This window comes from Massilia varians, from assembly GCF_027923905.1.
GTDB classification, from domain to species: domain Bacteria; phylum Pseudomonadota; class Gammaproteobacteria; order Burkholderiales; family Burkholderiaceae_D; genus Telluria; species Telluria varians_B.
The window spans coordinates 4,884,921-4,908,247 of record NZ_AP026966.1; the positions used below are offsets into that span (position 1 = coordinate 4,884,921).

General features: G+C 65.4%; 14 protein-coding genes and 1 pseudogene. 4 read left to right on the forward strand and 11 right to left on the reverse strand.

Annotated features, from left to right (window positions below):
- Positions 1–10: 10 nt before the first annotated feature.
- Positions 11–868 carry a D-glucuronyl C5-epimerase family protein gene (locus MasN3_RS22045; RefSeq protein ID WP_281910247.1) on the forward strand — a complete coding sequence of 286 codons (858 nt, stop codon included), beginning with the start codon at positions 11–13 and terminating at the stop codon, positions 866–868.
- 17 nt (positions 869–885) lie between these two features.
- On the opposite strand, the gene msbA is transcribed toward MasN3_RS22045, so the two are convergent.
- Positions 886–2,613: a lipid A export permease/ATP-binding protein MsbA gene (gene msbA / locus MasN3_RS22050; RefSeq protein WP_281910249.1), complete on the reverse strand. Its 1,728-nt coding sequence runs from the start codon at positions 2,611–2,613 to the stop codon at positions 886–888.
- A 2-nt stretch (positions 2,614–2,615) separates the two neighbouring features.
- Positions 2,616–3,908 (reverse strand): O-antigen ligase family protein, encoded by a 1,293-nt coding sequence (locus tag MasN3_RS22055; protein WP_281910250.1) that lies wholly within the window; start codon positions 3,906–3,908, stop codon positions 2,616–2,618.
- Between the two features lie 54 nt (positions 3,909–3,962).
- On the opposite strand from MasN3_RS22055, the gene MasN3_RS22060 reads away from it, so the two are divergent.
- Together MasN3_RS22060 and MasN3_RS22065 are read left to right on the forward strand one after the other, a co-directional pair.
- Positions 3,963–4,811, forward strand: coding sequence for a glycosyltransferase family 2 protein (locus MasN3_RS22060; protein ID WP_281910251.1), 849 nt, complete (start codon positions 3,963–3,965; stop codon positions 4,809–4,811).
- Positions 4,812–4,907: 96 nt separating this feature from the next.
- On the forward strand, positions 4,908–5,981 hold the full coding sequence (locus MasN3_RS22065; protein WP_281910253.1) for a DUF5694 domain-containing protein: 1,074 nt from the start codon (positions 4,908–4,910) through the stop codon (positions 5,979–5,981).
- Between the two features lie 39 nt (positions 5,982–6,020).
- Here MasN3_RS22065 and MasN3_RS22070 read toward each other — a convergent pair whose 3' ends face one another.
- The 5 genes and pseudogenes from MasN3_RS22070 to MasN3_RS22090 form a co-directional block, all read right to left on the reverse strand.
- The gene (locus tag MasN3_RS22070) at positions 6,021–6,593 is read right to left on the reverse strand and encodes a DUF7010 family protein (RefSeq protein WP_281910254.1); all 573 of its coding nucleotides are present in this window, start codon (positions 6,591–6,593) and stop codon (positions 6,021–6,023) included.
- Positions 6,594–6,775: 182 nt separating this feature from the next.
- On the reverse strand, positions 6,776–10,273 hold the full coding sequence (gene dnaE, locus MasN3_RS22075) for a DNA polymerase III subunit alpha (protein ID WP_281910256.1): 3,498 nt from the start codon (positions 10,271–10,273) through the stop codon (positions 6,776–6,778).
- A gap of 145 nt (positions 10,274–10,418) precedes the next feature.
- Positions 10,419–14,786 (reverse strand): calcium-binding protein, encoded by a 4,368-nt coding sequence (locus MasN3_RS22080; protein ID WP_281910258.1) that lies wholly within the window; start codon positions 14,784–14,786, stop codon positions 10,419–10,421.
- Between the two features lie 367 nt (positions 14,787–15,153).
- Positions 15,154–15,402 (reverse strand): annotated as a pseudogene (locus MasN3_RS25335) (DUF4214 domain-containing protein); the annotation flags it as partial.
- A 306-nt stretch (positions 15,403–15,708) separates the two neighbouring features.
- The gene (locus MasN3_RS22090; RefSeq protein WP_281910261.1) at positions 15,709–16,833 is read right to left on the reverse strand and encodes an acyltransferase family protein; all 1,125 of its coding nucleotides are present in this window, start codon (positions 16,831–16,833) and stop codon (positions 15,709–15,711) included.
- Between the two features lie 147 nt (positions 16,834–16,980).
- Here MasN3_RS22090 and MasN3_RS22095 point away from each other — a divergent pair, with 147 nt between their 5' ends.
- Positions 16,981–17,865, forward strand: coding sequence for a sulfurtransferase (locus tag MasN3_RS22095; RefSeq protein ID WP_281910262.1), 885 nt, complete (start codon positions 16,981–16,983; stop codon positions 17,863–17,865).
- Between the two features lie 73 nt (positions 17,866–17,938).
- On the opposite strand, the gene MasN3_RS22100 is transcribed toward MasN3_RS22095, so the two are convergent.
- From MasN3_RS22100 to MasN3_RS22115, 4 genes are all read right to left on the reverse strand, one after another.
- Positions 17,939–18,520 (reverse strand): DUF4214 domain-containing protein, encoded by a 582-nt coding sequence (locus MasN3_RS22100; protein WP_281910264.1) that lies wholly within the window; start codon positions 18,518–18,520, stop codon positions 17,939–17,941.
- Between the two features lie 173 nt (positions 18,521–18,693).
- Positions 18,694–20,052 carry a TolC family outer membrane protein gene (locus MasN3_RS22105; RefSeq protein WP_281910267.1) on the reverse strand — a complete coding sequence of 453 codons (1,359 nt, stop codon included), beginning with the start codon at positions 20,050–20,052 and terminating at the stop codon, positions 18,694–18,696.
- 1 nt (position 20,053) lies between these two features.
- Positions 20,054–21,415, reverse strand: a complete 1,362-nt coding sequence (locus tag MasN3_RS22110) for an HlyD family type I secretion periplasmic adaptor subunit (RefSeq protein WP_281910268.1) — start codon at positions 21,413–21,415, stop codon at positions 20,054–20,056.
- Entirely contained in the window at positions 21,415–23,271 is a 1,857-nt protein-coding gene (locus MasN3_RS22115; RefSeq protein ID WP_281910269.1) for a type I secretion system permease/ATPase, read from the reverse strand. The genes MasN3_RS22110 and MasN3_RS22115 overlap by 1 nt, the downstream gene beginning before the upstream one ends.
- Between the last annotated feature and the right edge of the window lie 56 nt (positions 23,272–23,327).

Consider the following 23,327-nt stretch of genomic DNA (forward strand, 5'->3'; position numbering starts at 1 on the left):
AAGGTAAGCCATGCACCCCTATTACATCGATCTCGGTTTCAAGGACGTCCGCATCGGCATGTATGAGCGCCTGGATTTCGACCAGGACGGCATTCCCCGCTACCGCTATCCGGCCGGCCTCTACTACAACATCACCTTCATCCGCCATGTCGCGCTCTACCACCATTCGCGCTACCTGAAGTTCGGGCGGCCCGAAGACCTGCGGCTGTTCCTGCGGATGAGCGAGTGGATCGTCCTGCATGGCCAGGAAAGCGAGGACAGCTTCCTTTTCCCCTGTGCCTTCCCTTATGCCTGCCCGCATGCGCAGTTCACGCCGCCATGGATTTCGGCGCTGGGACAGGAGCGGATGCTGTCGGTGCTGTCGCGGGCCTGGGCGGCCACGGGAAAGGAGGAATTCCTGCGCATGGCCTGCAAGGCGATGCAGCCCTTCGAACTGCCGGCCAGCGAGGGCGGCGTGCAGGCGCGCTTTCCCGACGGCGGGATCGGCTTCGAGGAGTATCCCCGCCAGGAACCGAACCTGGTCCTGAACGGCCTGATCACGGCGCTGATCGGCCTCTACGACCTGGGCGAAACGGGTCAGGCGCCGCGGGCGCGCGAACTGTGCCGCCAGGGTATCTCGAGCCTGGAGGCCAACCTGCACCGCTACGACCTGGCCTACTGGAGCGCCTACGACCTGACGGGCTACGTGGCGAGCGCCAACTATCACTTCTACCACATCATGCAGCTCTGGGCCCTGTACGAGATGACCGGCCGCGAGGCGTTCAAGCGCACCACCCTGAAGTGGCAGGGCTACCGCAAGGGACCGCGCTTCCATGCCACTTACCTGGTGTCACGCGGGCGCACCTGGCTACGCCAGCAGCTGCAGTGAACCCGACGCCTACCTGATCACTCCTGGTCGGCGGCGACGAACTGCAGGCGGTAGAGGTTGGCGTACATCCCGTTCGCATCGAGCAGCTCCGCATGCGTGCCCTGCTCCACGATGCGCCCGTGCTCCATCACCACGATCCGGTCGGCGCGCTCGATGGTCGACAGCCGGTGCGCGATCACGATGGTGGTGCGTCCCGCCATCAGGGTCTCCAGCGCCGCCTGCACCGCGCGCTCGGACTCGTTGTCGAGCGCCGAAGTGGCTTCGTCCAGGATCAGGATCGGCGCATCCTTGTAGATGGCGCGGGCGATCGCCACGCGCTGGCGCTGGCCGCCCGACAGGCGCATGCCGTTCTCGCCGATGCGCGTCTCCACGCCGTCTTCGAGCTTGGCCACCACGTCCGTGAGGTGGGCGGCCTTGACCGCCGCCGCCAGGCGCTCGTAGTCGATTTTCTCCGCGCCGTAGGCGATGTTGGCGGCCAGCGTGTCGTCGAACAGCACCACGTTCTGGCTCACCATCGCCAGCTGCGCGCGCAGGCTGGCCAGCTTGAGGTCCGGGTAAGGCACGCCGTCGAGCAGCAGGCGGCCGCCTTCCGGATCGTAGAAGCGCGTCACCAGGTTGACGAAGGTCGACTTGCCGCCGCCCGACACGCCCACCAGCGCCACCGTCTGGCCCGGCTGCACGTCCAGCGTGACCTCGGACAGCGCCGGGCTGGCCGCGTTCGGATAGCGGAACGAGACGTTCTCGAAACGCAGGTGGCCTCTAGCCCGGCCCAGCTCCTGCGTGCCGGTATCGCGCTCGGCCGGGGAGTCGATCAGGCCGAACACCGTCTCGGCCGCCGCGATCCCGCGCTGCATCGGGCCGTTCACCTCGGCCAGCGACTTCAGCGGTGTCAAGAGCATCAGCATCATGGTCACGAACTGGGTGAACTCGCCGACCGTCATGTCGGCCTGGATCGCCAGCACCACCACCAGCGACAAGGCCATCGCGGTGGCGATCTGGGTTACCGGCGTGGTGGCGGCAAACGCCACCGTCATGCGCTGCGAGAAGCCGCGCAACGCTTCGCTGCGGGCGTGAAAGCGCGTACGCTCGTAGCGCTCGCCCGAGAACACGCGGATCACCTGGTGGCCGCGCGTGGCTTCTTCCACCACCTGGGTCAGCTCGGCCGTCACGCGCAGGTTCTCGCGGTTCAGGCGGCGCAGGCGGCCGGTGGTGGTGCGCACGATCACGGCGGTCAGCGGGATCACGACGATGGCCACCAGGGTCAGCTTCCAGTTCAGGTAGAGCAGCGTGCCGAGCAGGCCGATCACGACCAGGGTGTCGCGCACGCAGGCCACGAATACCGACTGCAGCATGTCCACCACCTGGCGCACCTCGTTCACCACGACGTTGATGATCTTGCCGGTCGACTCTTCATGGAAACGCGCCACCGGCAGCCTGAGCACGCGCTCGAACACCATCGCGCGCAAGTCGTTCAGCACCCTGCTGGTGACCCAGTTGTTGAGATACGCGGTCGAGAAGGTGCCGATGCCGCGCAGGATGAAGATCGAGACCAGCACGCCGGGAATCCACCACAGGCTGAACGGCACCTTCTCCTTGAAGCCGAGATCGAGCAGCAGCTGCAGGGCCTTGCCCAGCAGCGGCTGGGTGGCGGCGGTGAGCGCCATCGACAGCAGCGCCAGCCAGGCGCGTGTCTGGTAGGGCTTGACTACCGCCAGCAGGCGTTTGACGACAAGCTTATTTTCCACAATTATTGTCCACTTTTCGTTTCGATACGGGGCTCCGCGTCCGCTTTCGCGGTCAGGCAGAAGCCCATCAGGAGGGCCACCATGAGCACGTAGAACATGGCGCCCTTCAAGGACCAGAAGATGACTTCGGTAAGGCCGAAGCCGAAATAGCCGAGCACCACCAGCATGCCGGCCAGGGCCGGGGCGAACTGGGGCATGCCGCGGCGCCGTCCTTCGCCCGCCTCGCGTCCGACCACGCGCGCGAAGAAGGCGAAGGGCGCCGCCAGGATGCCGATGTAGGCGAGCAGCCCGAACACCCCGCCGGCCGCCTGCGCCTGCAGGAGATCGTTGTGCAGGTGGTGGCCGAACTCGAGGATCACGTCCTGGACCTTGCCCTGCTGCGCCAGCTCGCGCAGCCCGGCGCGCACCCCTTCGGCGCCGCGCCCGAACCAGGGTTCCTCCGCGATCAGGTAGCGGGCTCCCTTCCACAGCTCCAGGCGGATGCCGACATTCGAAAAGGCGCTGCCGCCATCCAGCCAGGTCTGCACGTCGTGCATGCCCTGCCCCACCCGCTCCTGCACGCCGAAGGCGGGAATGAAGAAGGTCGAGGCGAACAGCGCGAAGCTGCCGACCAGCAGCAGGCGCACCCGGCGGCTCTGCAGCAGGCGCGCGTAGGTCAGGAACAGGATGGCCGCCAGCACCAGCGCGATCCAGCCGCCGCGCGTGCCGCTGATGACCGTCGCGCCCAGGCCCGCCAGCGCGCCGAGCGCCGGGAAGATTGCCTTGCGGGTGCTGTGACGGTAGTCGACGGCCGCCGCCAGGGCCACCAGCGCCAGGCACAGCGCGATGTCGCCGAAGGTGATCGAATTGAGCCAGCCGCCGGGACGGTAGATATCGAGCGCGAAGCGCTGCCAGGCGATGAAGGGCAGCGCGCCCAGGGCACCGAGGATCACGCCCCACCACAGCGTGCTGCGCGGGGGACGCGCCAGCACCACCAGCACCAGGGCGCTGAATCCGAGCAGCATGCGCGAGGGCTTGTCCAGGTCGCTCCAGTCGGCTCCGGGACGCGCCAGCACGAAGGCCAGCGCCAGCAGGAAGTAATAGCCGAAGGCCGCCAGCACCCAGCGGATCTCGTGCCAGTGCGGCGCCATCGCCGTCCACGCCTTGCGCGGCACGCACAGCAGCACGAGCACGAAGATGAGGCTGGAAAAGCCGATGCCGGACGGCGTGATGAGGCTGAGGAAAGGGAACAGGAAAACCAGGAAGCCGACCCCGTGCTGCATCGGCGCCCCGATTTTCGTCGGATTATTGTTCATTCATGTTCTTGTGGGATACTCTTGCCAAGCTTGAACGCGTGTTAATTGGACTTTATGCAGCACACCCCAACCATCTCTGTCGTGATCACCACATACAACCGCCCGGATGCGCTCGCAGCGGTCGTGGAAGCCTGTTTCATGCAGGATGACAAGAATTTTGAAATCATTATCGCTGATGACGGCTCGACTGCCAACACGCGGGACACCGTCGCGGCCCTGGCGGCGCGCTCGCCCGTGCCCTTGAAACACGTGTGGCAGCCGGATGAAGGCTTCCGCGCCGCGATGGCGCGCAACCGCGGCACGCTGGCGGCAGCCGGCAACTATATCATTTTCCTGGACGGCGACTGCGTGCCGCAGCGCGACTTCATCCGGCGCCACCGGCAGCTGGCACGGCCGGGCTTCCTGGTCGCCGGCAGCCGTATCCTCCTGAGCCAGGCGCTGACCGAGCGCGTCCTGCGCGACCACATCGACGTCGCCGGCATGACGCCGGCCGAGCGCCTGCGCTGCCGCCTGCGCGGCGACATGAACAAGCTGCTGCAGACGATGCTGCGCTGGCCCGACCTCGGCCGCGTGCGGCGCAAGTTCAGCTGGCGCCGCATCAAGAGCTGCAACCTGGCCGTCTGGCGCGCGGACCTGGAGAAGGTGAACGGCTTCGACGAGAGTTTCGTGGGCTGGGGCCACGAGGACGCCGACCTGGTGCTGCGCCTGTTCCATGCCGGCGTGCTGCGCAAGGACGGCGCCCTGGCCACCGAGGTGCTGCACCTGTGGCACCGGGAAGCGAAGCGCGACGAGGAATCGAGCAACCGCAAGGTGGTGCTGGAGCGGGCCGCCAGCAAGACCGTCCAGGCGACCCGCGGGCTGCGCGAGCACCGGGGCGAGGCGCCCTTCCCCGCCCCCGGCTGAAGCGCCGGACCTTCCCTTCATGCAGGGCGGTTTGACCCTGCCGGCCTGGCGTGCAAGTATCGATTCTTGTGCCAACAGCCCGGAAAGGAAACCAAGGTGCGTCAACTATATGCATTTCTCGCCGCATGCCTGTGCTCGGGCGCAGCCGCCGCGCAGGCTTACCAGCCCGATTTCGATCCCAGCCGCCTGAAAGGCCCGGCCGCGGGACCGGCCAACGAGGTGATGGTGCTTGGTACCTCCCACCTGGGGCAGCTGCCGAAGCACTTCGATCCCGTCAAGCTGCGTCCCGTCGAAGACAGGCTGGCGGACTGGCGTCCGGACGGTATCGCGGTCGAGGCCTTGTCGGGCATGCAGTGCGACCATATGCGCCGCTACCCGGCGCGTTATGCGGAATCGATCGAGACCTATTGCTGGGACCCGGCGCCTGCGCAGGCCACGACCGGCCTGGACGTGCCGGCGGCCACCGCGCAGGCCGAACAGATGCTGGGTGCATGGCCCGCGAACCCGTCAGCCAGCCAGCGGCGGCGCCTGGCCGCCCTGTTCCTCGCGGGCGGTGAACGGACCTCGGCGCTGGTGCAGTGGCTGCGCCTGCCGCAGGCGGAACGCCGTGCCGGCGATGGTCTCGACGCCACGCTGGCCGCATTCCTGGACAAGCTGAGGGTCCAGCAGAACGAACGCTACCTGCTCGCCGCGCGCCTGGCCGCGCGCCTCGGACATGAACAGGTGTTTCCGATGGACGACCACACGGCAGACCGCCCGAGCACGGACAGGAAAGCTGCCGGCGACGCCATGGCGAAAGCCTGGGACACCCCGGCGCTCAAGCGGCGCCTGGATGCGATCAAGGCATTGGAAGAACAAGTCGGCAGCGCGGAAGGCGTACTGGCCCTGTACCGTGCCGACAATGCGCCGGGCGTGACCAAACTCGCCTTCGACACCGACTTCGGGGCGGCGCTCGAGGAGCCGTCGCCACGACGTTTCGGCCGCCGATACGTGGGCTACTGGGAAACGCGCAACCTGCGCATGGCCGGCAACATCCGCGACGTGCTGGCCGGGCGGCCCGGCATGCGCATGCTGGTGATCGTCGGGGCCTCGCACAAAGGCTACCTGGAAGCCTACCTGCATCAGATGCACGACGTGCGCATCGTCGACGCCGCCACCTTGCTGCGCTGAGGAGCGTCGGCCCGGCGGCCGGGCGCGGAAGGACTGCCGTCAGGCGCCCATGGAATCCACTGCGGCGGCCGGAATGGCGAGCGCACTGCGGCGCATGCGCATTTCGGCGATCGTGAGCGCATACGCCGCGACGACGACCACCGCCGATGCGCTGACCGGGTGGGCGGGAAATGCGAACCAGACCGCGACCAGACCGGCGGAGCGCAGGATCGCATGGCGATAGCCGAGCGGATGTCCGATGATCCAGGAATAGACCATCCAGTGCAGCCCGAGTGCGATGCCGAGGCTGAGCGGGACGAACTCGGGCGCCCGCATCAGCAACGGGATGTGTACGGCCCACAGCAGGTTGACCATCAGCACGCAGACGCCCATCAGCCTGGCCAGCGGATTGGCATTTTCCAGCAACTGTTCACCGCGCAGCCTGGCAATCGCCATCGCCAGCGGAAAGATCGCACCGGTCGCGAACACCAGCGCCAGGATGGCGGCCTTGGGTGACAGGAATATTCCCAGGACGCCGACGACGCACCAGACCAGCATGCCGGCGATCGGCAAGGACATGGAGCCCTTGGCGCGCTCGTCGAAATCCGCGCGAAGTTGAGTCAGTGTCTGCATGGCCAGGGTCCCCTTTATATTGTTGTACGTACATAAAAATGTAGCACGACTGATGCCGGTGCGGAAGATCTATTGCGAAACGCGCAAGCTGCGGTAGAACGCAGTCTTAGGGTGGACGGCACGAAAGCCGCGAATGACATCACATCGTCGGGTGGAGCGCCCACCCGACGATGACATATGGATCAGTACTCGACCGCCACGTCCTTCGCCCCCAGCGTCAGCTCCAGCTGCTGCTTGAGCGTATCCGAAGGCGCCACCCGCCAGTCGTCCCCGAGCTGCAGGATCGCTTCCACGCCCTGCGGCTTGATTCGAAGGCTGACCGGCATGCCGTCCTGCATGCGGTGCGGCTGCAGGACCTCGGCCAGCTTGGCGGGATTCAGGTCGCAGGGCACGTCCATCTCCAGCTTGAAGCCGTACTGGATGCGCGCCGCGGCGATGTCGAACACCTTCTCGGCCGTGATGCGCAGGCCGCCGTTGAAGCGGTCTTCCGAGACCTTGCCGACCACCAGCAGGAATTCGTCTTCCTTGAAGATGTTCTTGTTCTGCTCCAGCAGCTCGCTGTAGATGGTCACTTCGACCACGCCGGTCTTGTCGTCCAGCGCCACGATCAGGATCTTGCCGCGCTGGGTCATCTGGGTGCGCACGCCGGTGATCACGCCGCACAGCATGCGCGGGTCGCGCGAGGGCTCCAGGTCCTTCAGCTTGGTCTTGGCGAAGCGCCGTACTTCCGCCGCGTAGGAGTCGAACATGTGGCCCGACAGGTAGTAGCCGAGCGCGATCTTCTCTTCGGCCAGCTTCTGGCGGTCGGTCCACGGGGTCGCCTTGACGTATTCCGGCGGGGCCACCAGGTCGGAATCGTCGCCGCCGAACAGGCTGACCTGGTTGGCGCTAGCGGCGGCCTGGCCGGCCGCTTCCATGGCGAAGCCCACCGACGCCAGCAGCACGGCGCGGTCGACGCCGAAGCAATCCATGGCGCCGGCACGGATCAGGCTCTCGATGGTGCGGCGGTTGATCTGCTTGCGGTCCACCCGCATGCAGAAGTCGAACAGGTCCTTGAACTTGCCTCCTTCGGTGCGCGCGGCAATGATCGCCTCGATCGCGCCCTGCCCCGCGCCCTTGACGCCGCCCAGGCCGTAGCGGATGTTCGAGACCTGCTTGCCGGTCACGGAACGCGGCTGGCCTTCCGGGGTGAAGCGGAAGTGGGATTCGTTGACGTCCGGCGGCAGGATGGTGAGCTTGCAGACGTCGATCGCGTCCTCGACCAGGATCTTGATCTTCTCGGTGTCTTCCATCGCCAGCGACATGTTGGCTGCCATGAACGCGGCGGTGTGGTGCACCTTCAGATACGCCGTGTGGTAGGACAGCAGCGCATAGGCGGCCGCGTGCGACTTGTTGAAGCCGTAGCCCGCGAACTTCTCCATCAGGTCGAAGATCTCGTCGGCCTTTTCCTGGCTCAATCCGTCCTTGGCGGCGCCGGCGCGGAAGATCGCACGGTGCTCGGCCATCTCCTCGGCCTTCTTTTTACCCATCGCGCGGCGCAGCATGTCCGCGCCGCCCAGCGAGTAGCCGCCGACGATCTGCGCCATCTGCATGACCTGCTCCTGGTAGACCATGATGCCGTAGGTCTCGGACAGGATGGACTCGGTGCGCGGGTCCGGGTAGTCGAACTTCTCGCCGTGTTTTCGTTTGCAGAAGTCGGGAATCAGGTCCATCGGGCCCGGACGGTACAAGGCGACCAGCGCGATGATGTCCTCGAAGCGGTCGGGACGCGCGTCCTTCAGCATGCCCTGCATGCCGCGCGATTCAAGCTGGAAGATCGCGACGGTCTTGGCTTCGGACAGCAGCTTGTAGGACGGCCGGTCGGTCAGCGGCAGGGTTTCGAGGTTGAAGTCGGCGTCGGCCGGGTCGAGCGCGCGGATGTAGTTCACCGCGCGGTCCAGGATGGTCAGCGTGGTCAGGCCCAGGAAGTCGAACTTGACCAGGCCGACGGCTTCGACGTCGTCCTTGTCGTACTGCGACACCACGCCGGCGTCGCCGCCCTGGGTGTACAGCGGGCAGAAGTCGGTGAGTTTACCCGGCGCGATCAGCACGCCCCCGGCGTGCATGCCGATGCCGCGGGTGATGCCCTCGACCTGCTGGGCGAGGTCGAGCAGCTGCTTGACCTCTTCCTCGTTCTCGAGGCGCTCCTTGAGCAGCGGTTCCTCTTCGATGGCCTCGGCGATCGAGACCGGCTTGCCCGGCTTGAACGGGATCAGCTTGGAGATGCCGTCGCAGAAGTTGTAGCCGAAGTCGAGCACGCGGCCGACGTCGCGGATCGCGCCCTTGGCCGCCATGGTGCCGAAGGTGGCGATCTGCGATACTGCATCACGTCCGTACAGGTCCTTCACGTGCTGAATCACCAGTTCGCGCTTTTCCTGGCAGAAGTCGATGTCGAAGTCGGGCATCGAGACGCGTTCCGGGTTCAGGAAGCGCTCGAACAGCAGGTTGTACTTCAGCGGATCGAGGTCGGTGATCTTGAGCGCGTAGGCCACCAGCGAGCCGGCGCCCGAGCCGCGGCCCGGGCCGATCGGCACGCCGTTGTTCTTGCCCCACTGGATGAATTCCGCCACGATCAGGAAGTAGCCCGGGAACTTCATCTTGATGATGGTCTGGTTCTCGAATTCCAGCCGCGCCTCGTAGCGCGGACGTTCCTTTTCACGCTGCTCTTCGTTCGGGTACAGCTGCACCAGGCGCTCTTCCAGGCCCTTTTTCGTCTCGGACACGAGGAAGTCGTCGATGCTCATGCCGTCCGGGGTCGGGAAGTCCGGCAGCTGCGGTTTACCCAGCGTGAGGGTGACGTTGCAGCGCTTGGCGATCTCCACCGAGTTGGCGAGCGCGCCCGGCAGGTCGGCGAACAGTTCCGCCATCTCGGCCTGCGTCTTGAAGCACATCTCTTCGTTGAAGCGGCGCACGCGCTTGGCGTTGGCCAGCATCTCGCCTTCGGCGATGCAGACGCGCGCTTCGTGGGCGATGAATTCGTCCTTGTTCAGGAACTGCACCGGATGGGTCGCCACCACCGGCAGGCCCAGGCGCCCGGCCAGGGCCACCGAGTGGCGCACGCCCTGCTCCTGGTTTGCTTGGCCCGCGCGCTGGATCTCGATGTAGAAGTGGCCCGGGAAGATGCGCGCCCAGCGCTCGGCCGCACGTTCGGCGCGCTCGATGTCGCCATTGTCGATGGCCTGGCCGACGTCCCCAAAAGCCGCGCCCGAGAGCACGATCAGGGCATTGGCCTGGTCGACGTCCGGCTCCAGCGTGGAGGTTGACGTCGCCAGCGCTTCCAGCCACTCGACGCGGATCTCGGCGCGGCCCTTGTATTGATTGGTGAGCCAGGCCTTCGAGAGCAGGTCACACAGCTGCAGGTAGCCGGTTCGGTTTTTCGCCAGGATCAGGAGGCGCGACGGCTTGTCGCGGTTCTCGTCGTTGGTGATCCAGGCGTCGACGCCGACGATCGGCTTGATTCCCTTCCCGCGCGCCGCTTTATAGAAGCGCACCAGGCAGAACATATTGGCCAGGTCGGTCACGGCCAGCGCCGGCTGCTGGTCCTTCGCGCACGCCCCCACGATGTCGTCGATGCGCACGAGGCCATCGACGATCGAGTATTCGGAGTGGACGCGGAGGTGGGTGAAGATCGGGGCAGTCATCGTGCCATTTTACCTCGTCGGGAAGATCCGATGAAGGCGACGGTGCCGATGTTGCGCTTTAGCATAATCAGCGCGGCCTGCCGGCAAAAAAAAAACCGCGGCCATTGCCGGCCGCGGTTTGTTCACAGTGAAGCCGGCAGCGCCATCACGGCTGCATCTGCCCCAGGACCGCCATGGTGCCGGAAACGTCCAGGCCCGTCATCGGGCTGGAGCCGATGATTTCGATCACCAGGTCGCGCTCGGTAATGAGGGCGTCCCCGTTCAGGTCGGCGACGAAGAACTGCCTGTTGTCGCTGAAGGTGAACAGCATCGCCCCGATGTCGCCCTCGCCCACCGCCATCCCGGGCCCGAAAACGCCATGCTCGAAGGCCGTGCTCAGCTGCCCCAGCAGACCGGCGCCCGTCGCTGCGACCGCAGCGGAGATCGTCAGCGCCTGGCTCCATACGGTGAACGCATGGCCGTCGAGCGCGATCCTGTCCATGCTGCCGGCGCTGACATGCACCTTGTCGTGGTTCGCCGGCGCGCCGCCGTCGGCCTGGACGAACGAATCACGCGTGGACCCGTCCGGGTTCATGGCGTAGCGGTAGGTGTTCATGCCCGTGCCGCCCGAGATGATGTCCGCACCGAGGCCGCCGGTGATCGTGTCGTCGCCGGCGCCGCCGGACAGGAAATCATTGGCACTGGTGCCCGTCAGGGTATCGTTGCCGCCGAAGCCCCATACGTACTGGCCCACCAGGGTCTGGTTGCTTGAGCTGCCGAGCACGTAAGTACGGCCGCTGCTGTCGAAGATCGGCGCCCCCACCGACCCGATGGCCACCATGCCGCGGCCGTCGGTGAAGATGGTGTCATTCCATTTCTCGCCCAAGAAGAGCTTGCCGTTCGCATCCGTGTTCCCCATGCCGTGGAACGCACTCGGAACATGCCCGAACATCACGCTTCCCGGCGTTGCGAGCTGAACATGGACGCCGTTGAAGTCATAGGTCGTCGTCACCGGAGGCTTCACTGGCGGGCCTTCGACGCGCTGGCTGACGAAGTTCTCGTTCCCGGCCAGGTCGACCTGGCGCAGTTCGACCACCTGGGCGCCATTGCCCAGGTTGACCGGGCCGACAGTCACGGTGCCGGTAGCGCCGTCGATCGCATCCGCGCCGACCGTGGCCCAGGTGCCGTTCGCCAGGCGCCACTGCAGCGTGGCGTTGGCATCCAGGGCGCCTGTGTACGTGAAATACACCTTCGCCTGCGCCAGTCCGCTCACGCTGCCGCTGCCGTTGGGCTGCTCGACCGTGCTGAACGACAGCGCGTTCGCCGGCTTGCTGGTATCGAGCGTGAACTGCAGCGCAGTCGAGATGGCGCTCGCGTTCCCCACCGCGTCGACCTGGCGCACCACCACGTTCTTGACGCCGTCGCCGGACAGGAGCAGGTCGGCGCTGCCGCCCGTGTTTCCGCCGCCGCCATGGTTCCAGTTCACACCGCCATTCAGGCTGTATTGCCAGAAGGTCGCGCCGTCCGTGTCCAGTCCGGTCACGCGCACCGTGCCCTTGCTGGTGACGCCGTCGTCATTGAACATGCCGGTGTCGCTGAGCAGGGCGAGGCTCGGCTTCGCCGGCGCGGTATTGTCGTACGTGACCTTGCGCGACACCGGCTGGGTGCTGTTGCCGGCCGCGTCGATCAGGCGCAGCGACAGGGTCGGGCTGCCGGTGGTGTCGATGCCCGCGATGCTCACCACGGTGCCGTTCATCTGCTCGGCCTTCACCGTGGTCCAGGTTGCGCCGTCGGTCGAATACTGCAGGCGCTCGCCAGCGGCCAGCGCACTGCTCAACTGCGCACCCAGGGTGGCATTGGCGACGTTGGTGACGAAATCCGGCGTCAGGTCGTCCTCGCCCTGCGAGATCGAGAGGAGCGAGACCGTCGTTGCCGGCGCCGTTCCGTCGTACACGATGTCCTGCGTGAGCACGGTAGACGGATTGCCGGCGACGTCGACCGCGCGGATCTGCAGGGTCGGGGTGCTGGGGGCGTGGACGTCGTAGACGGTCAGGGTCAGGCCATCGAGCGTGGCGCGCGGGCCGGCCGGTGCGCCGATTGCGAACAGCTGCGCATGCGCGTCATCCGCCTTGATCCAGTTCTGTCCGCCGTCGACGGAGACCTGCACGTAGGCGTGGTCCTCGAGCGCCGTCAACAGGGTGACGGCGACGGTCGCGTATTCCTGGTTGGTGGTGAAGGCCGGAGCGATATCGCCCTCGCCTTTGCTGAGCGAATCGAAGCGCGCGCCGAAGACCGGGGCCACATTGTCATAGGTGATTGCCTGGGCGGCGGGCGCACCGGGATTGCCGGCGGCGTCGACCACGCGGATGCGCAGCTCCGGGCTGCCGGTCACATCGACACCTTCGATGCGCACGGCGGTGCCGGTGATGTTCGCGGCGGGCAGCTTGATCCAGCTTGCGCCCTGGTCCAGCGAGTACTGCACATAGTCGCCCGCGGCCAGTCCGGCCGACAGGCTCGCCTTGACGGTGGCGGAAGCGATGTTGGTGGTGAAGTCGTCCCGGTTGTCGGCGCTGCCGTCGATGCCCTGGTCCTGGCTGATCGACAGGATGGTGACGGTCTGGGTTGCGGCTTCGTTGTCATAGGTGATGCGCTGGGCCGCTGCCGTACCCGGGTTACCGGCGGCATCGACCACGCGGAGCGAGACGGTCGGGCTGGCGGTCGCGTCGAGGCCGGCAATGCTCACGCTGGTGCCCGCGATGGCCCCGCCGGGCACCATGGTCCAGGTGAGGCCGCCGTCGAGCGAGACTTGCACGTACTCGCCCAGGCCCAGTTGGGCCGACAGTGTCGCCTCGAGCGTCACGTTCGGCTGGTTGGTGATGAAGTCGGTCGGTGCATGGCCGGTGAGGGAGACGAAGCTGACGGTCTGCCCGGCCTTCACGTTGTCGTAGGTGATCTTCTGGGTAGTAGCGTCGCCCGGGTTGCCGGCGGCGTCGACCACGCGGATCGAGACCGTCGGGCTGGTGGTGGCATCGATGCCTTCGATGCTGACCGACTGGCCGGCGACGGCCGCGGCGCCCAGGGTGATCCAGGCGCCGCCGACCGAGTACTGCACGTACTCGCCTGCGGCCAGCACGGCCGACAGGTTTGCCTTGACGGTGATCTGGCCCTGGTTGGTGACGTAGTCAGCCATGTTGTCCGGGCTGTCCTGGCCGGTGTCTTCGCTGATCGACACGAAGCTGACGGTCTGCCCGGCCTTCACGTTGTCATAGCTGATCTTCTGCTCCGCGGCGTTGCCCGGGTTGCCGGCGGCGTCGACCACGCGGATGCGCAGCGTCGGGCTGCCGGTCACATCGACACCTTCGATGCGCACGGCGGTGCCGGCGATGTTCGCGGCGGGCAGCTTGATCCAGCTTGCGGCCTGGTCCAGCGAGTACTGCACGTAGTCGCCCGCAGCCAGCGCGGCCGACAGGGTCGCCTGGACGGTGGCGAAAGCGACATTGGTGGTGAAGTCGGGGGTCAGGTCGGGGCTGTCGCCGTCGTCCTGGCTGATCGACACGATGGTGACGGTCTGGGTTGCGGCCGTGCCGTCGTAGGTGATTTGCTGGGCGGCCGAGGCCACGCCCGGGTTGCCGGCGGCATCGACCACGCGCACCTGGACGACCGGATTCGCGGTCGCGTCGACAGCGACCCGCACCGAGGTGCCGTCGATCTTGTCTGCCGCCACGGTCGACCAGGTCTGGCCGCCGTCAACGGAATACTGCACGTAGTCGCCCTTGTCCAGTGCGCCCGACAGGGTGAAGCGGACGGTGGCATCGGCCACGTTCGTGACGAAGTCCGCGGCATTGTCGCCGGCGCCCTGGCTCACGCTGTGGATGCTAGCGCTCAGGCTCGGCGGCAGCCTGTCGACATCGGCGGCCAGTTGGGACAGGTCGAAGCCGGCCAGGCTCTCGAGCAGCTGGTATTCCTTGATCGACAGCGCGTCGGCGATCGTCACCGACTTCGCCTCCGCGATCAGCTTGCGCACGGCGACGCTCGCGAAGCTGGGCGCGTCCGGCGTGCCGCCGAAGATGGCGCCCTTGACGTCCACGATCTGGTACGCGTCGACGCCGCTCGGCGCAGCCATCGCGACCGCCAGCTTCTCGACGCTGCCCTTGATGATGACGGTGCCGGCGTAATCGGTGGCGCTCACGTCGTTCAGGGCGGCGGCATCGAGGGCAAGCTTCTTGCCGGCGCGGGTCACGGTGTGGGTGTCCAGATCGATCTCGAGCGTATCGGTCGAGGTGCCGATGAAGGTCAGCACGCCGTTCTGGAGGCTCATCGACAATTCCGGGGGCTGCGGAGTCGGATACACGACTTCGACCGCGGCCGGCATGCCGCCCGTGGCCAGCGCATCGGCGACATCGTCGAGCGTGGCCTCGGCGGGCATCACTTCCAGCACCTTCTGCATGCCGCCGCCGCGCAGCAGCGAATCGAGGGTCGAGGGCTTGCCGGCGGCGGCTTCGGCGACGTCGGCCAGGGCGCGCAGGGAGCGCAACCGGATCGGCCGCACCGCGCCCGGTGTCGAGCAGCTTCACCAGCGTGGTACCGGTCGCCAGCGCGTCGATCACGGCCGGGGTCCTGGTGGCGCTGTCCGCCAGCTTCAGGGCAGACCGGGTGACGGCCTCGATCTCGGTCTTGCTCATGTCGAGCGTAATGGCTTTCACCAGCACGCGCGCCGCTTCGATCGCAGCGTAACCGTCGTAGCTGGCAGTACCGGCGCCGACCTGGGCGGAGAAACTTTCCGCGACCTGCTGGCGCAAGGCCGACAGATCACGGTCGGTGCCCCGGGCGCCTTTCTGGATCTCGATGGCGGCATCGGCAACCGACATCCTGCCCTGGCTGATGGCGTCGACCCAGAAATCCAGGCCGCCCTGGTCCGGCTCGCGATTGAACAACTGTTGGTAAATCTGGCTGATGCGCCCGGCCGTGTCCTGCGACGAGAAGCGCACCGTGGCTTCCTCGGAAGTGGCAAAAGCATCGACGAGGAGACTGAAATCACCATTGGTGCGAGCCAGTTGGGCCGACCAGAAGGCAAGACCGGCTGCATCGGCTGGGCGACCGTAGTATGCCAAATAGAATGAATTAACCGTGGAAGCGCAGGTATTAAGCATGAAAGTTCTGAAGGGAAATGTTACCAAGAATGAAGCGATTGCCGTGCGGAAGGAAATTTAACACACGGAATTCAACATCCATTCCCTTACAGAAACAATAATTGACATTATGTGGGATTCATCCTACAGATTTGAAAGAAATCACGTAAAAATGTTAAATAAAATATATTTTATTATCGAACAACAAATATTCTTCTAGCACTATAAGTCGTTCATCCATGCGTTGAATGCCAGTTCCATAGAAACTGGCTAGGCGAATAGTTATTCTCTGGGAAGGAGTCGCAGCCTGCCTGGCCCTGCAGCTTCTCAATGCACCTCGGCCTGGGCCGCCTGCACACGGTGGCCTCCGTAATTGCGGCGCATGCGCAGGAACGGCTCCTCGACGATGTGGTAGCACAGCGTCGACAGCGCCCAGGTGGCGCCGTAGGCGACCGCCAGCATGATGGCCGCATCGAGCCAGACCACGCCGGTGGGCGCGACCAGGCCAATGCGGGACGCGAACACGTGCAGCAGGCCCATATGCAGCAGATAGAAGGAAAAGCTGATCTTGCCGCCCTGGCTCAGCGCACGTTCGAGCGCTGTGGGCAGGCGCGGGGCGAACGAGACCCAGGCCAGGATCAGCGCCGCCCAGCCGACGCTTTCCAGGGTCGGCCAGACAATCCAGAAGGCCGAGCGTGGCGTCGCGCCGAAGGGGGCGATGCGGTGCATCAGGGCGGTATCCCACAGCACCAGGACCACGCTCGCCACCAGCAGCAGCGGCGCCCAGCGCGGCAGTGCGTTGCGCCAGCGGGCGTACAGCATGGCCGCCGCCATCCCGATCAGGAACTGGTCGAAGCGGCCGACCCAGGTGCTGAAATACATCAGGGTGCTGTTCTCGTTGACCGTATAAGCCGCCACCTTGAAGAAGGCCATCAGCACCAGCCAGCCGCCCAGGTAGGCCAGGCCGCGCTCGATCGTGAAGCGCGCCAGGAAGGGGAAGACCATGTAGAACAGGAATTCCAGCGAGATGGTCCAGGCCGCGCCGGTGATCACCGTGCCCGAGGTCGGCGCCAGGCCGAGGTTCGAGACGAACAGGTAGAGCAGGTCCTGGGGCGCGAACTTGTCGCGGCCGATCGAGGTGGCGACCAGGAAGATGACGAGGTAGAGCGGCACGATGCGCAGCACGCGGTTGCGCAGAAAATCGCGGTAAACGATCTCGCGCCCTGCCCCGTGCTGGTGCAGGGCGATCTGCATGAACAGGAAGCCCGACAGCGTGAAGAACAGGCCGACGCCGGTGTGCCCTTCGGTGATCAGGGCCGTCCACGGCCCGCCGAGGCGCGCGCCGCCGGCGCCGGCGTATTCGAGGTAGAAATGGAACAGGAATACCAGGGTGGCGGCGAGCCAGCGCAACTGGTCGATGCGCGGGTTGTACTGGATGTTCAGGGAATGCATGGCGAGGCCGGCTGGCGCGTGGCTTGTTGTTCTAATTCATCTATTCTAATGCGAAAACCCGAGCCATTCCCTCTGGAATTGCCGCTTCGCGCAGCAGCTGCCTTATAATAGCCGGCTGTCTTCACCAGCCTCCGCGCGTCCGCAGCCATGTACGTCAATATCGCCGCCTACAAATTCGTCACCCTCGACAATCTCGAAGAACTGCGCCCGCAATACCAGGCGCTGTGCAACGAACTCGGCCTCAAGGGCACTGTCCTCTTGACCCCGGAAGGCATCAACATGTTCCTGTCGGGTACGCGCGAGCACATCGACCAGTACCTCGCCTGGGTCCGCAGCGACGCGCGCCTGGCCGATCTGGAGTGGAAGGAAAGCCTGTCGAACGAGCAGTCGCACAAGCGCATGCTGGTGAAGATCAAGAAGGAAATCATCACGATGCGCATGCCGCTCATCAAGCCGGAACTCGGCCGCGCGCCGTCGGTCGATCCGAAGACGCTCAAGCGCTGGCTCGACCAGGGCCACGACGACGAGGGCGTGCCGGTGGTGATGATGGAAACCCGCAATGCCTTCGAGGTGGACGTCGGCACCTTCCAGAACACGCTGGACTACCGCATCGACAAGTTCACGGAATTTCCCGAGGTGGCCGCGCAGCACAAGGATGAGCTGGCCGGCAAGACGGTGGTGACTTTCTGCACCGGCGGCATCCGCTGCGAGAAGGCCGCGATCCACATGAAGAACATCGGCTACGACCGCGTCTACCAGCTCGACGGCGGCATCCTCAAGTACTTCGAGGAAGTCGGCGGCGAGCACTACCAGGGCGACTGCTTCGTGTTCGATTACCGCACCGCGCTCAACCCGAAGCTGGAACCGACCGAAACCACCCAGTGCTTCGCCTGCCGCGCCGTGGTGACGCCGCGCCAGCAGCTGTCACCAGACTACGTGCCGGGCGTGTCCTGCCCGCAGTGCGCCCCGGGGGCACGCGCCCAGGGTGCCGAGGGGATGGGCGCCGCGCAGGGCGCGGCCTACCCGATCTGAAATTTTCTTTCAACGCGACCCTGCGTTTGAAATAATATTTCAGTGTGCGCGGACGCCAGGTCCGCGCGTGTTCTCACATATACACACCACCCATATCCTCGAAGCCAGACGTGCCGGAGCCGACGATGCGCGCGATCACCGTATCGATGACGCCCGGGTCCATCGCGCTCGCAGCCGACTGCAGGTCCTTGATCCCGGTAATCCAGTCCACCGCGATCTTGTTGGCGGCCGTACCCGAGTAGGCGGTCCGTTCGTTCGGCAGGTCCAGGCGCTCGGTGAACGAGCTCGCTGCCGCGACTTTCGCGTTGTAGGCGAACTGGTCGGTGCCCTGGGCGCCGGCGGCGATCTGGGTCACCATGTTGTCGAGGGTGATCTGATTGTTGTTGAGCAGATTGGCCCAGTAGTCGATGCCGGCCGCTTCCGCCTGACGGCCGAACAGGTTGTCGTACACTTCGGCGACCTTGCCGCGGGTATCCAGGCCGGCATAGGTGTCGAGGTATTCCTTGGAGACGGAGAATTGGCGCGACAGTTCCTGTAGCGCATTCGGATTGCTGGCCAGTTGGCCCTTCCAGTATTCCAGGCCCGCGTAATCAGCCGGACGGCTGAAATAAGAAATATAGAGTTTCTGTATCGCGGTGGTGTTTGCATCTGCCATGACGACCTCCATTTAGATTGGTAAATCGATATTAGCCCAATCGAAAAAAACAGGTCGCAAAATACTGAAGAGTGCGCTAGTTGGTTACATTTAGCATCAATTTCCTGCAAGATAGAACATCTTAACAGACGATGATAAAAAGAAAGTTCCGCCGAAGCGGAACTTTTCTGTAGTCATCGGAAGTAAGCAGCGATCTCGCGTATCGAGTCCGACTGCAGGGTGCCGGCCGCGGCCCGCAGGCGCATCAGGCCCACGAGGTAGGTATAGCGCGCCTGGGCCAGGTCGCGCTGGCTGGTGAACAGCTGCTGCTGGGCGTTCAGGAGGTCGAGGTTGATGCGGACGCCGCCTTTGATAGATTGCTCGGTGGCAGTCATCAGGAGCTTTCCGGACTCGACGGCTTTCATCAAGGCGTCGATTTTCTTTCCGCTACTCGTGACCAGGCTGTGGGCTTTTCGCAACTCGACCAGGATCTGGTTGGTGCGCGCATCCAGTTCGGCCTGGGCGCGCCCATACAGGGCCGCCGCCTGGCGCGTGCTGGCATTGATCGCTCCGCCCTGGTAGATCGGGATATTCACCTGCACGCCGAGCTGGCGATTGGTCTGCTGCTGCCCGCGGTTGGTCAGGTTTTCGCTGTCGCTCTTGCTGTACGCCCCGACAAAATCCACGCGCGGATAATGCCCGGCGCGGTTGCGGTTGATGTCCAGGCGCGCGTTTTCCACCGCCAGGCGGCTTGCCGCCAGCGTATTGTTGCGGGCCAGCGCCAGCTCGCGCCACTCCTCGAAGGACACCGGATCGATCGGCGCGGGACGGAAGTTGTCGCCCAGACGGTCCAGCTGGCCCGGGTCCATGCCGATCACGCCTTCCAGCGTATTGCGGGCGGCCACCAGGTTGTCCTGCGATTCGATCAGCTGCGCCTCCGCCATGTCGAGGCGCGCCTGGGTCTCCAGCATGTCGGTCTTGGTCCCCTCGCCCTTCTCGAACAGGCGCTGGTTGACCTTCTGGCTCTCGAGGTGCGCATCGCGCTGGACCTTGGCCAGCTCCAGCTGGTCCTGGGCAAACAGCACGTCCAGGTAGGCGCTGACGACGCGCACCGAGACTTCGTCGATGCCCGCCTCGTAGGCTTCCTCGCTCTGCGCCGCCTGCACCTTGCCCTGGCGGTAGCGTGCGATGCCTTCCATGTTGAACAGCGGCTGGCGCAGCTGGACGACGCTCGAGCGGCTGGTGTAGCGCGGATGCTCCTTGGTCGGCAGCACATTGAACTGCAGATATTCCAAGTCGGCCACGTTCTTGCCGTAGGAATAGCTCCCCGACACCTGGGGCAGCAGACTGGCGCGCCCGAGGATCCGGTTTTCCTTGCCCGACTCGTTCTCGTAGTAACGCATGCGGAAGGTCGGGTCATTCTTGATGGCCGCCTCGTAGGCCTGCGTCAGCGATACCGCGCCGGCGCCGCCGGCGGCCAGCGCCAGCAGGACGCCCAGCGCGCCGGCGCGCAGGACCGCGCCGCCCTTGCGGTTTTTCTTGCTTGCCGGCATATCAGTCCTCGCTCATCGACGACTGCGCACGGTCCATGAGCGGCTTGAGCAGGTAGTTCATCATGGTGCGCTCGCCAGTTTTGACGAACAATTCCACCGGCATGCCGGGGCGGATGTCCATCTTGTGGTGGGCAATCATCCTGGCTCCCGCTGGCGTCACCTTCACGTGCACGATGTAGTACGGCATGCCGGTGCGCTCGTCGACGTTGCGGTCGGCGGCCACGTTGGTGACTTCGCCCTCGATGTGCGGCGTGCGGTTGGTATTGAATGCCGAGAACATCAGCTCGACCTTCAGGCCCGCATGTACCTTGTCGACCAGGTTGGTCGGCAGGTGGCCTTCGACGATGAGCGGATCGTCGGTCGGCACGATGTCCATCATCTTGAAGCCGGGCGGCACCACCCCGCCATTGGTGAAGACGGCGAGATTGACCACGGCGCCGTCGGCCGGCGACTTGACTTCGACGTTCGACAGCTCGAAGCGCTGTGCGTCCAGGCGCGCACCCTGGCTTTGCGCTTCGCGCTGCACTTCCGACAGCTGGGTGCGCACTTCCTTCTGGTAGTCCTGCATGCGCTGCGCTTTACGCAAGCTGAGCTCGGTCACCTGGCGCTGGGCGCGTCCGATGCTGCCGATGTCTTCGGAAATCGATCCGCCCAGCTGGGCATAAGTACGCTCCAGATCGAGCAGGCGGTTGCGCGCAACGTAACCTTCCTTGGCCAGGTCACGCATGCCGGCAAGCTGCTCCTTCAGGAAGGCGACCTGCTCCTTCTTGCTGTCGCGCGACTCCTCCAGGCCGCGGATCTGCAGCTTCAGGCCGGCGATGTTTTCATCGAGCGCGCCCAGTTCGCTCTGCAGCGAGGCCTGGCGCGATGCCAGCAGCGCGTTCTGCAGGCTGATCAGCTCGGCCACGCGCGGGTCGCCGCGGCGCCCCTCGAGCTCGGCCGGGAACGCGATCTTCTTCAAGCCGTCGCGTTCGGCAGCCAGGCGCGCCTCGGTCGCCACGGCCGACAGGTACTGGCTTTCGGTAGCCTGTACGCCCGCCTGCGCCATCACCGCGTTCATGCGCACCAGCACCTGGCCGGCCTTCACCACGTCGCCGTTGCGCACCAGGATTTGCTGGACCGTGCCGCCGGACTGGTGCTGCACCGCCTGGCGGTTCGATTCCTTGGCCACGGTGCCGCTCAGGGGCACGCCCTTGTCCAGCGGCGCCAGCAGGGCCCACAGCAGGAAGCCGCCGACGCCGAGCAGGACGATGATCCAGCCGAGGCGACTGAAGGCGCGGGCATCGGTATTGACCTCGACCGGCGGCACATCCTGCCCGACGACGTCGGTCAGTGCTTGCGATTTCGTTTGAATCAGTTTCATTATTTTCCTTCTTCAGTCGTTGCGTCGGCAGGCGCGGAGGTGCCGGACGCGCGCGCCGCCGCTGCCCGGGCCGCTGCCGCCTGGGCTGCCGCTTCCTGGGCCGCCGCCTGCGCCGCCGCCGCCTGGGCCACTGCCTGCTGCTGCGCAGCCTGCGCCGCCTCGAGGGCCTTCTTGTTGGCCTCCTGGAGTGCGGCCAGCACCTGCGGAGTCGGGCCGAACATGTGCACCGCGCCGTCACGCATCAGGAGCAGCTTGGTGGTCAGGTTGATCGCAGCCGGGCGGTGCGTGATCAGGATGATGGTCTTGCCACGCTGGCGCAGGTCCATTACGGCATTGACCAGGGCGGTTTCACCGGCATCGTCGAGGTTGGAATTCGGCTCATCCAGCACGATCAGCGCCGGGTCGCCATACATGGCGCGGGCCAGTGCGATGCGCTGTTTCTGGCCGCCGGACAGGCCGGCGCCGCCGTCGCCCAGCTTGGTGTCGTAGCCTTCCGGGAAGTGCAGGATCATGTCGTGCACGCCGGCGCGCTTGGCCGCCTGCACCACTTTTTCCGGATCGACTTCGCCAAAGCGGGCGATGTTCTCGCTGACGCTGCCGCCAAACAGCTCGATGTCCTGCGGCAGGTAGCCGATGTGCGGACCGAGTTCGGCCTTGTTCCATTGGTAGATATCGGCGCCGTCGAGGCGCACGTTGCCCACCATGGCGGGCCAGACCCCGACCAGCAGGCGCGCCAGGGTCGACTTGCCGGATCCGCTCGGGCCCAGCACGCCGAGCACGTCGCCCGGCACGATGCCGAACGAGACGTTCTTGACGATCGGCGTCTTCACGCCCGGCGGCGCCGCGGTGACCGCTTCCAGCGTCAGCGTGCCCTGCGGTTTCGGCAGGGCCATGCCGGCCGCACGGTTGGGATTCGCTTCGAGCAGGGCTGTGAGGCGCTCGTAGGAGCTGCGGGTGCTGCTCCAGCTCTTCCAGACCGAGATCACCTGCTGCACCGGCGCCAGCGCACGGCCGACCAGGATCGAAGCGGCGATCATCATACCCGGCGTCATTTTGTTCTCGAGAACCAGGAGCGCGCCGAAACCGAGCACCAGCGACTGCAGCGACGTCTGCACGAACTTGGTGGCGGCGCCGATGGTGCCTGCCTTCTGGCTGGCGTCCGCCTGAAGGCCCAGGAACTTGCCATGCAGCTTGAACCACCGGCTCATCAGATGCGGCAGCATGCCCATCGATTCGATGACTTCGGCATTGCGCAGGTTGTTGGTAGCCAGCGTGCTGGCCGAGATCGCCATGCTGTTGGCTTCGGCCAGCGGCGCGCGCGTCACGCGCTCGTTCACGTAGGCCAGGATCACCAGGACCAGGGTGCCGACCACCGCGAACACGCCCAGCGACGGCTCGAAGAAGAAGATGACGATCAGGTAGACCGGGAACCAGGGCGCGTCGAAGAACGCGAACAGGGCGTTACCGGTCAGGAACTGGCGCAGCGTGGTCAGGTCGTTGAGCGCCTGGCCGGCGTTGCCGCCCGCCTGCTTCAGGTTCTGCTCGAACGCCGCCGTGTAGACGCGCTTGTTCAACACCATGTCGAAGCGCGCCCCGACACGGACCAGGACGAAGGAGCGGATCACTTCCAGGCCGCCCATGAAGAGATAGGCGCCCAGCATCAGCACGGTCAGCATCAGCAGCGTGATCTCGTTACGGCTTGCCAGCACGCGGTCGTACACCTGCAGCATGTACAGCGAAGGCACCAGCATCAACAGGTTGATGATCGCGCTGAACACACCCACCGTATAAAACGTGCTCTTGAAGGCCGCGAGGGCCTGTTCGATCTCGTTCTTTTTATCCAGAAGTTTTTTCATAGGGCTTGGTTGACAACGACAAAGGCGAGCGAGGATTCGCAGCACCCTACCGGCTC

Coding starts and splice junctions, on each gene's coding strand:
- MasN3_RS22045 (WP_281910247.1), top strand. CDS start 11: ATGCACCCCTATTACATCGATCTCGGTTTCAAGGACGTCCGCATCGGC.
- MasN3_RS22055 (WP_281910250.1), bottom strand. CDS start 3,908: ATGAACAATAATCCGACGAAAATCGGGGCGCCGATGCAGCACGGGGTC.
- MasN3_RS22060 (WP_281910251.1), top strand. CDS start 3,963: ATGCAGCACACCCCAACCATCTCTGTCGTGATCACCACATACAACCGC.
- MasN3_RS22070 (WP_281910254.1), bottom strand. CDS start 6,593: ATGCAGACACTGACTCAACTTCGCGCGGATTTCGACGAGCGCGCCAAG.
- dnaE (WP_281910256.1), bottom strand. CDS start 10,273: ATGACTGCCCCGATCTTCACCCACCTCCGCGTCCACTCCGAATACTCG.
- MasN3_RS22090 (WP_281910261.1), bottom strand. CDS start 16,833: ATGCATTCCCTGAACATCCAGTACAACCCGCGCATCGACCAGTTGCGC.
- MasN3_RS22095 (WP_281910262.1), top strand. CDS start 16,981: ATGTACGTCAATATCGCCGCCTACAAATTCGTCACCCTCGACAATCTC.
- MasN3_RS22100 (WP_281910264.1), bottom strand. CDS start 18,520: ATGGCAGATGCAAACACCACCGCGATACAGAAACTCTATATTTCTTAT.
- MasN3_RS22105 (WP_281910267.1), bottom strand. CDS start 20,052: ATGCCGGCAAGCAAGAAAAACCGCAAGGGCGGCGCGGTCCTGCGCGCC.
- MasN3_RS22110 (WP_281910268.1), bottom strand. CDS start 21,415: ATGAAACTGATTCAAACGAAATCGCAAGCACTGACCGACGTCGTCGGG.
- MasN3_RS22115 (WP_281910269.1), bottom strand. CDS start 23,271: ATGAAAAAACTTCTGGATAAAAAGAACGAGATCGAACAGGCCCTCGCG.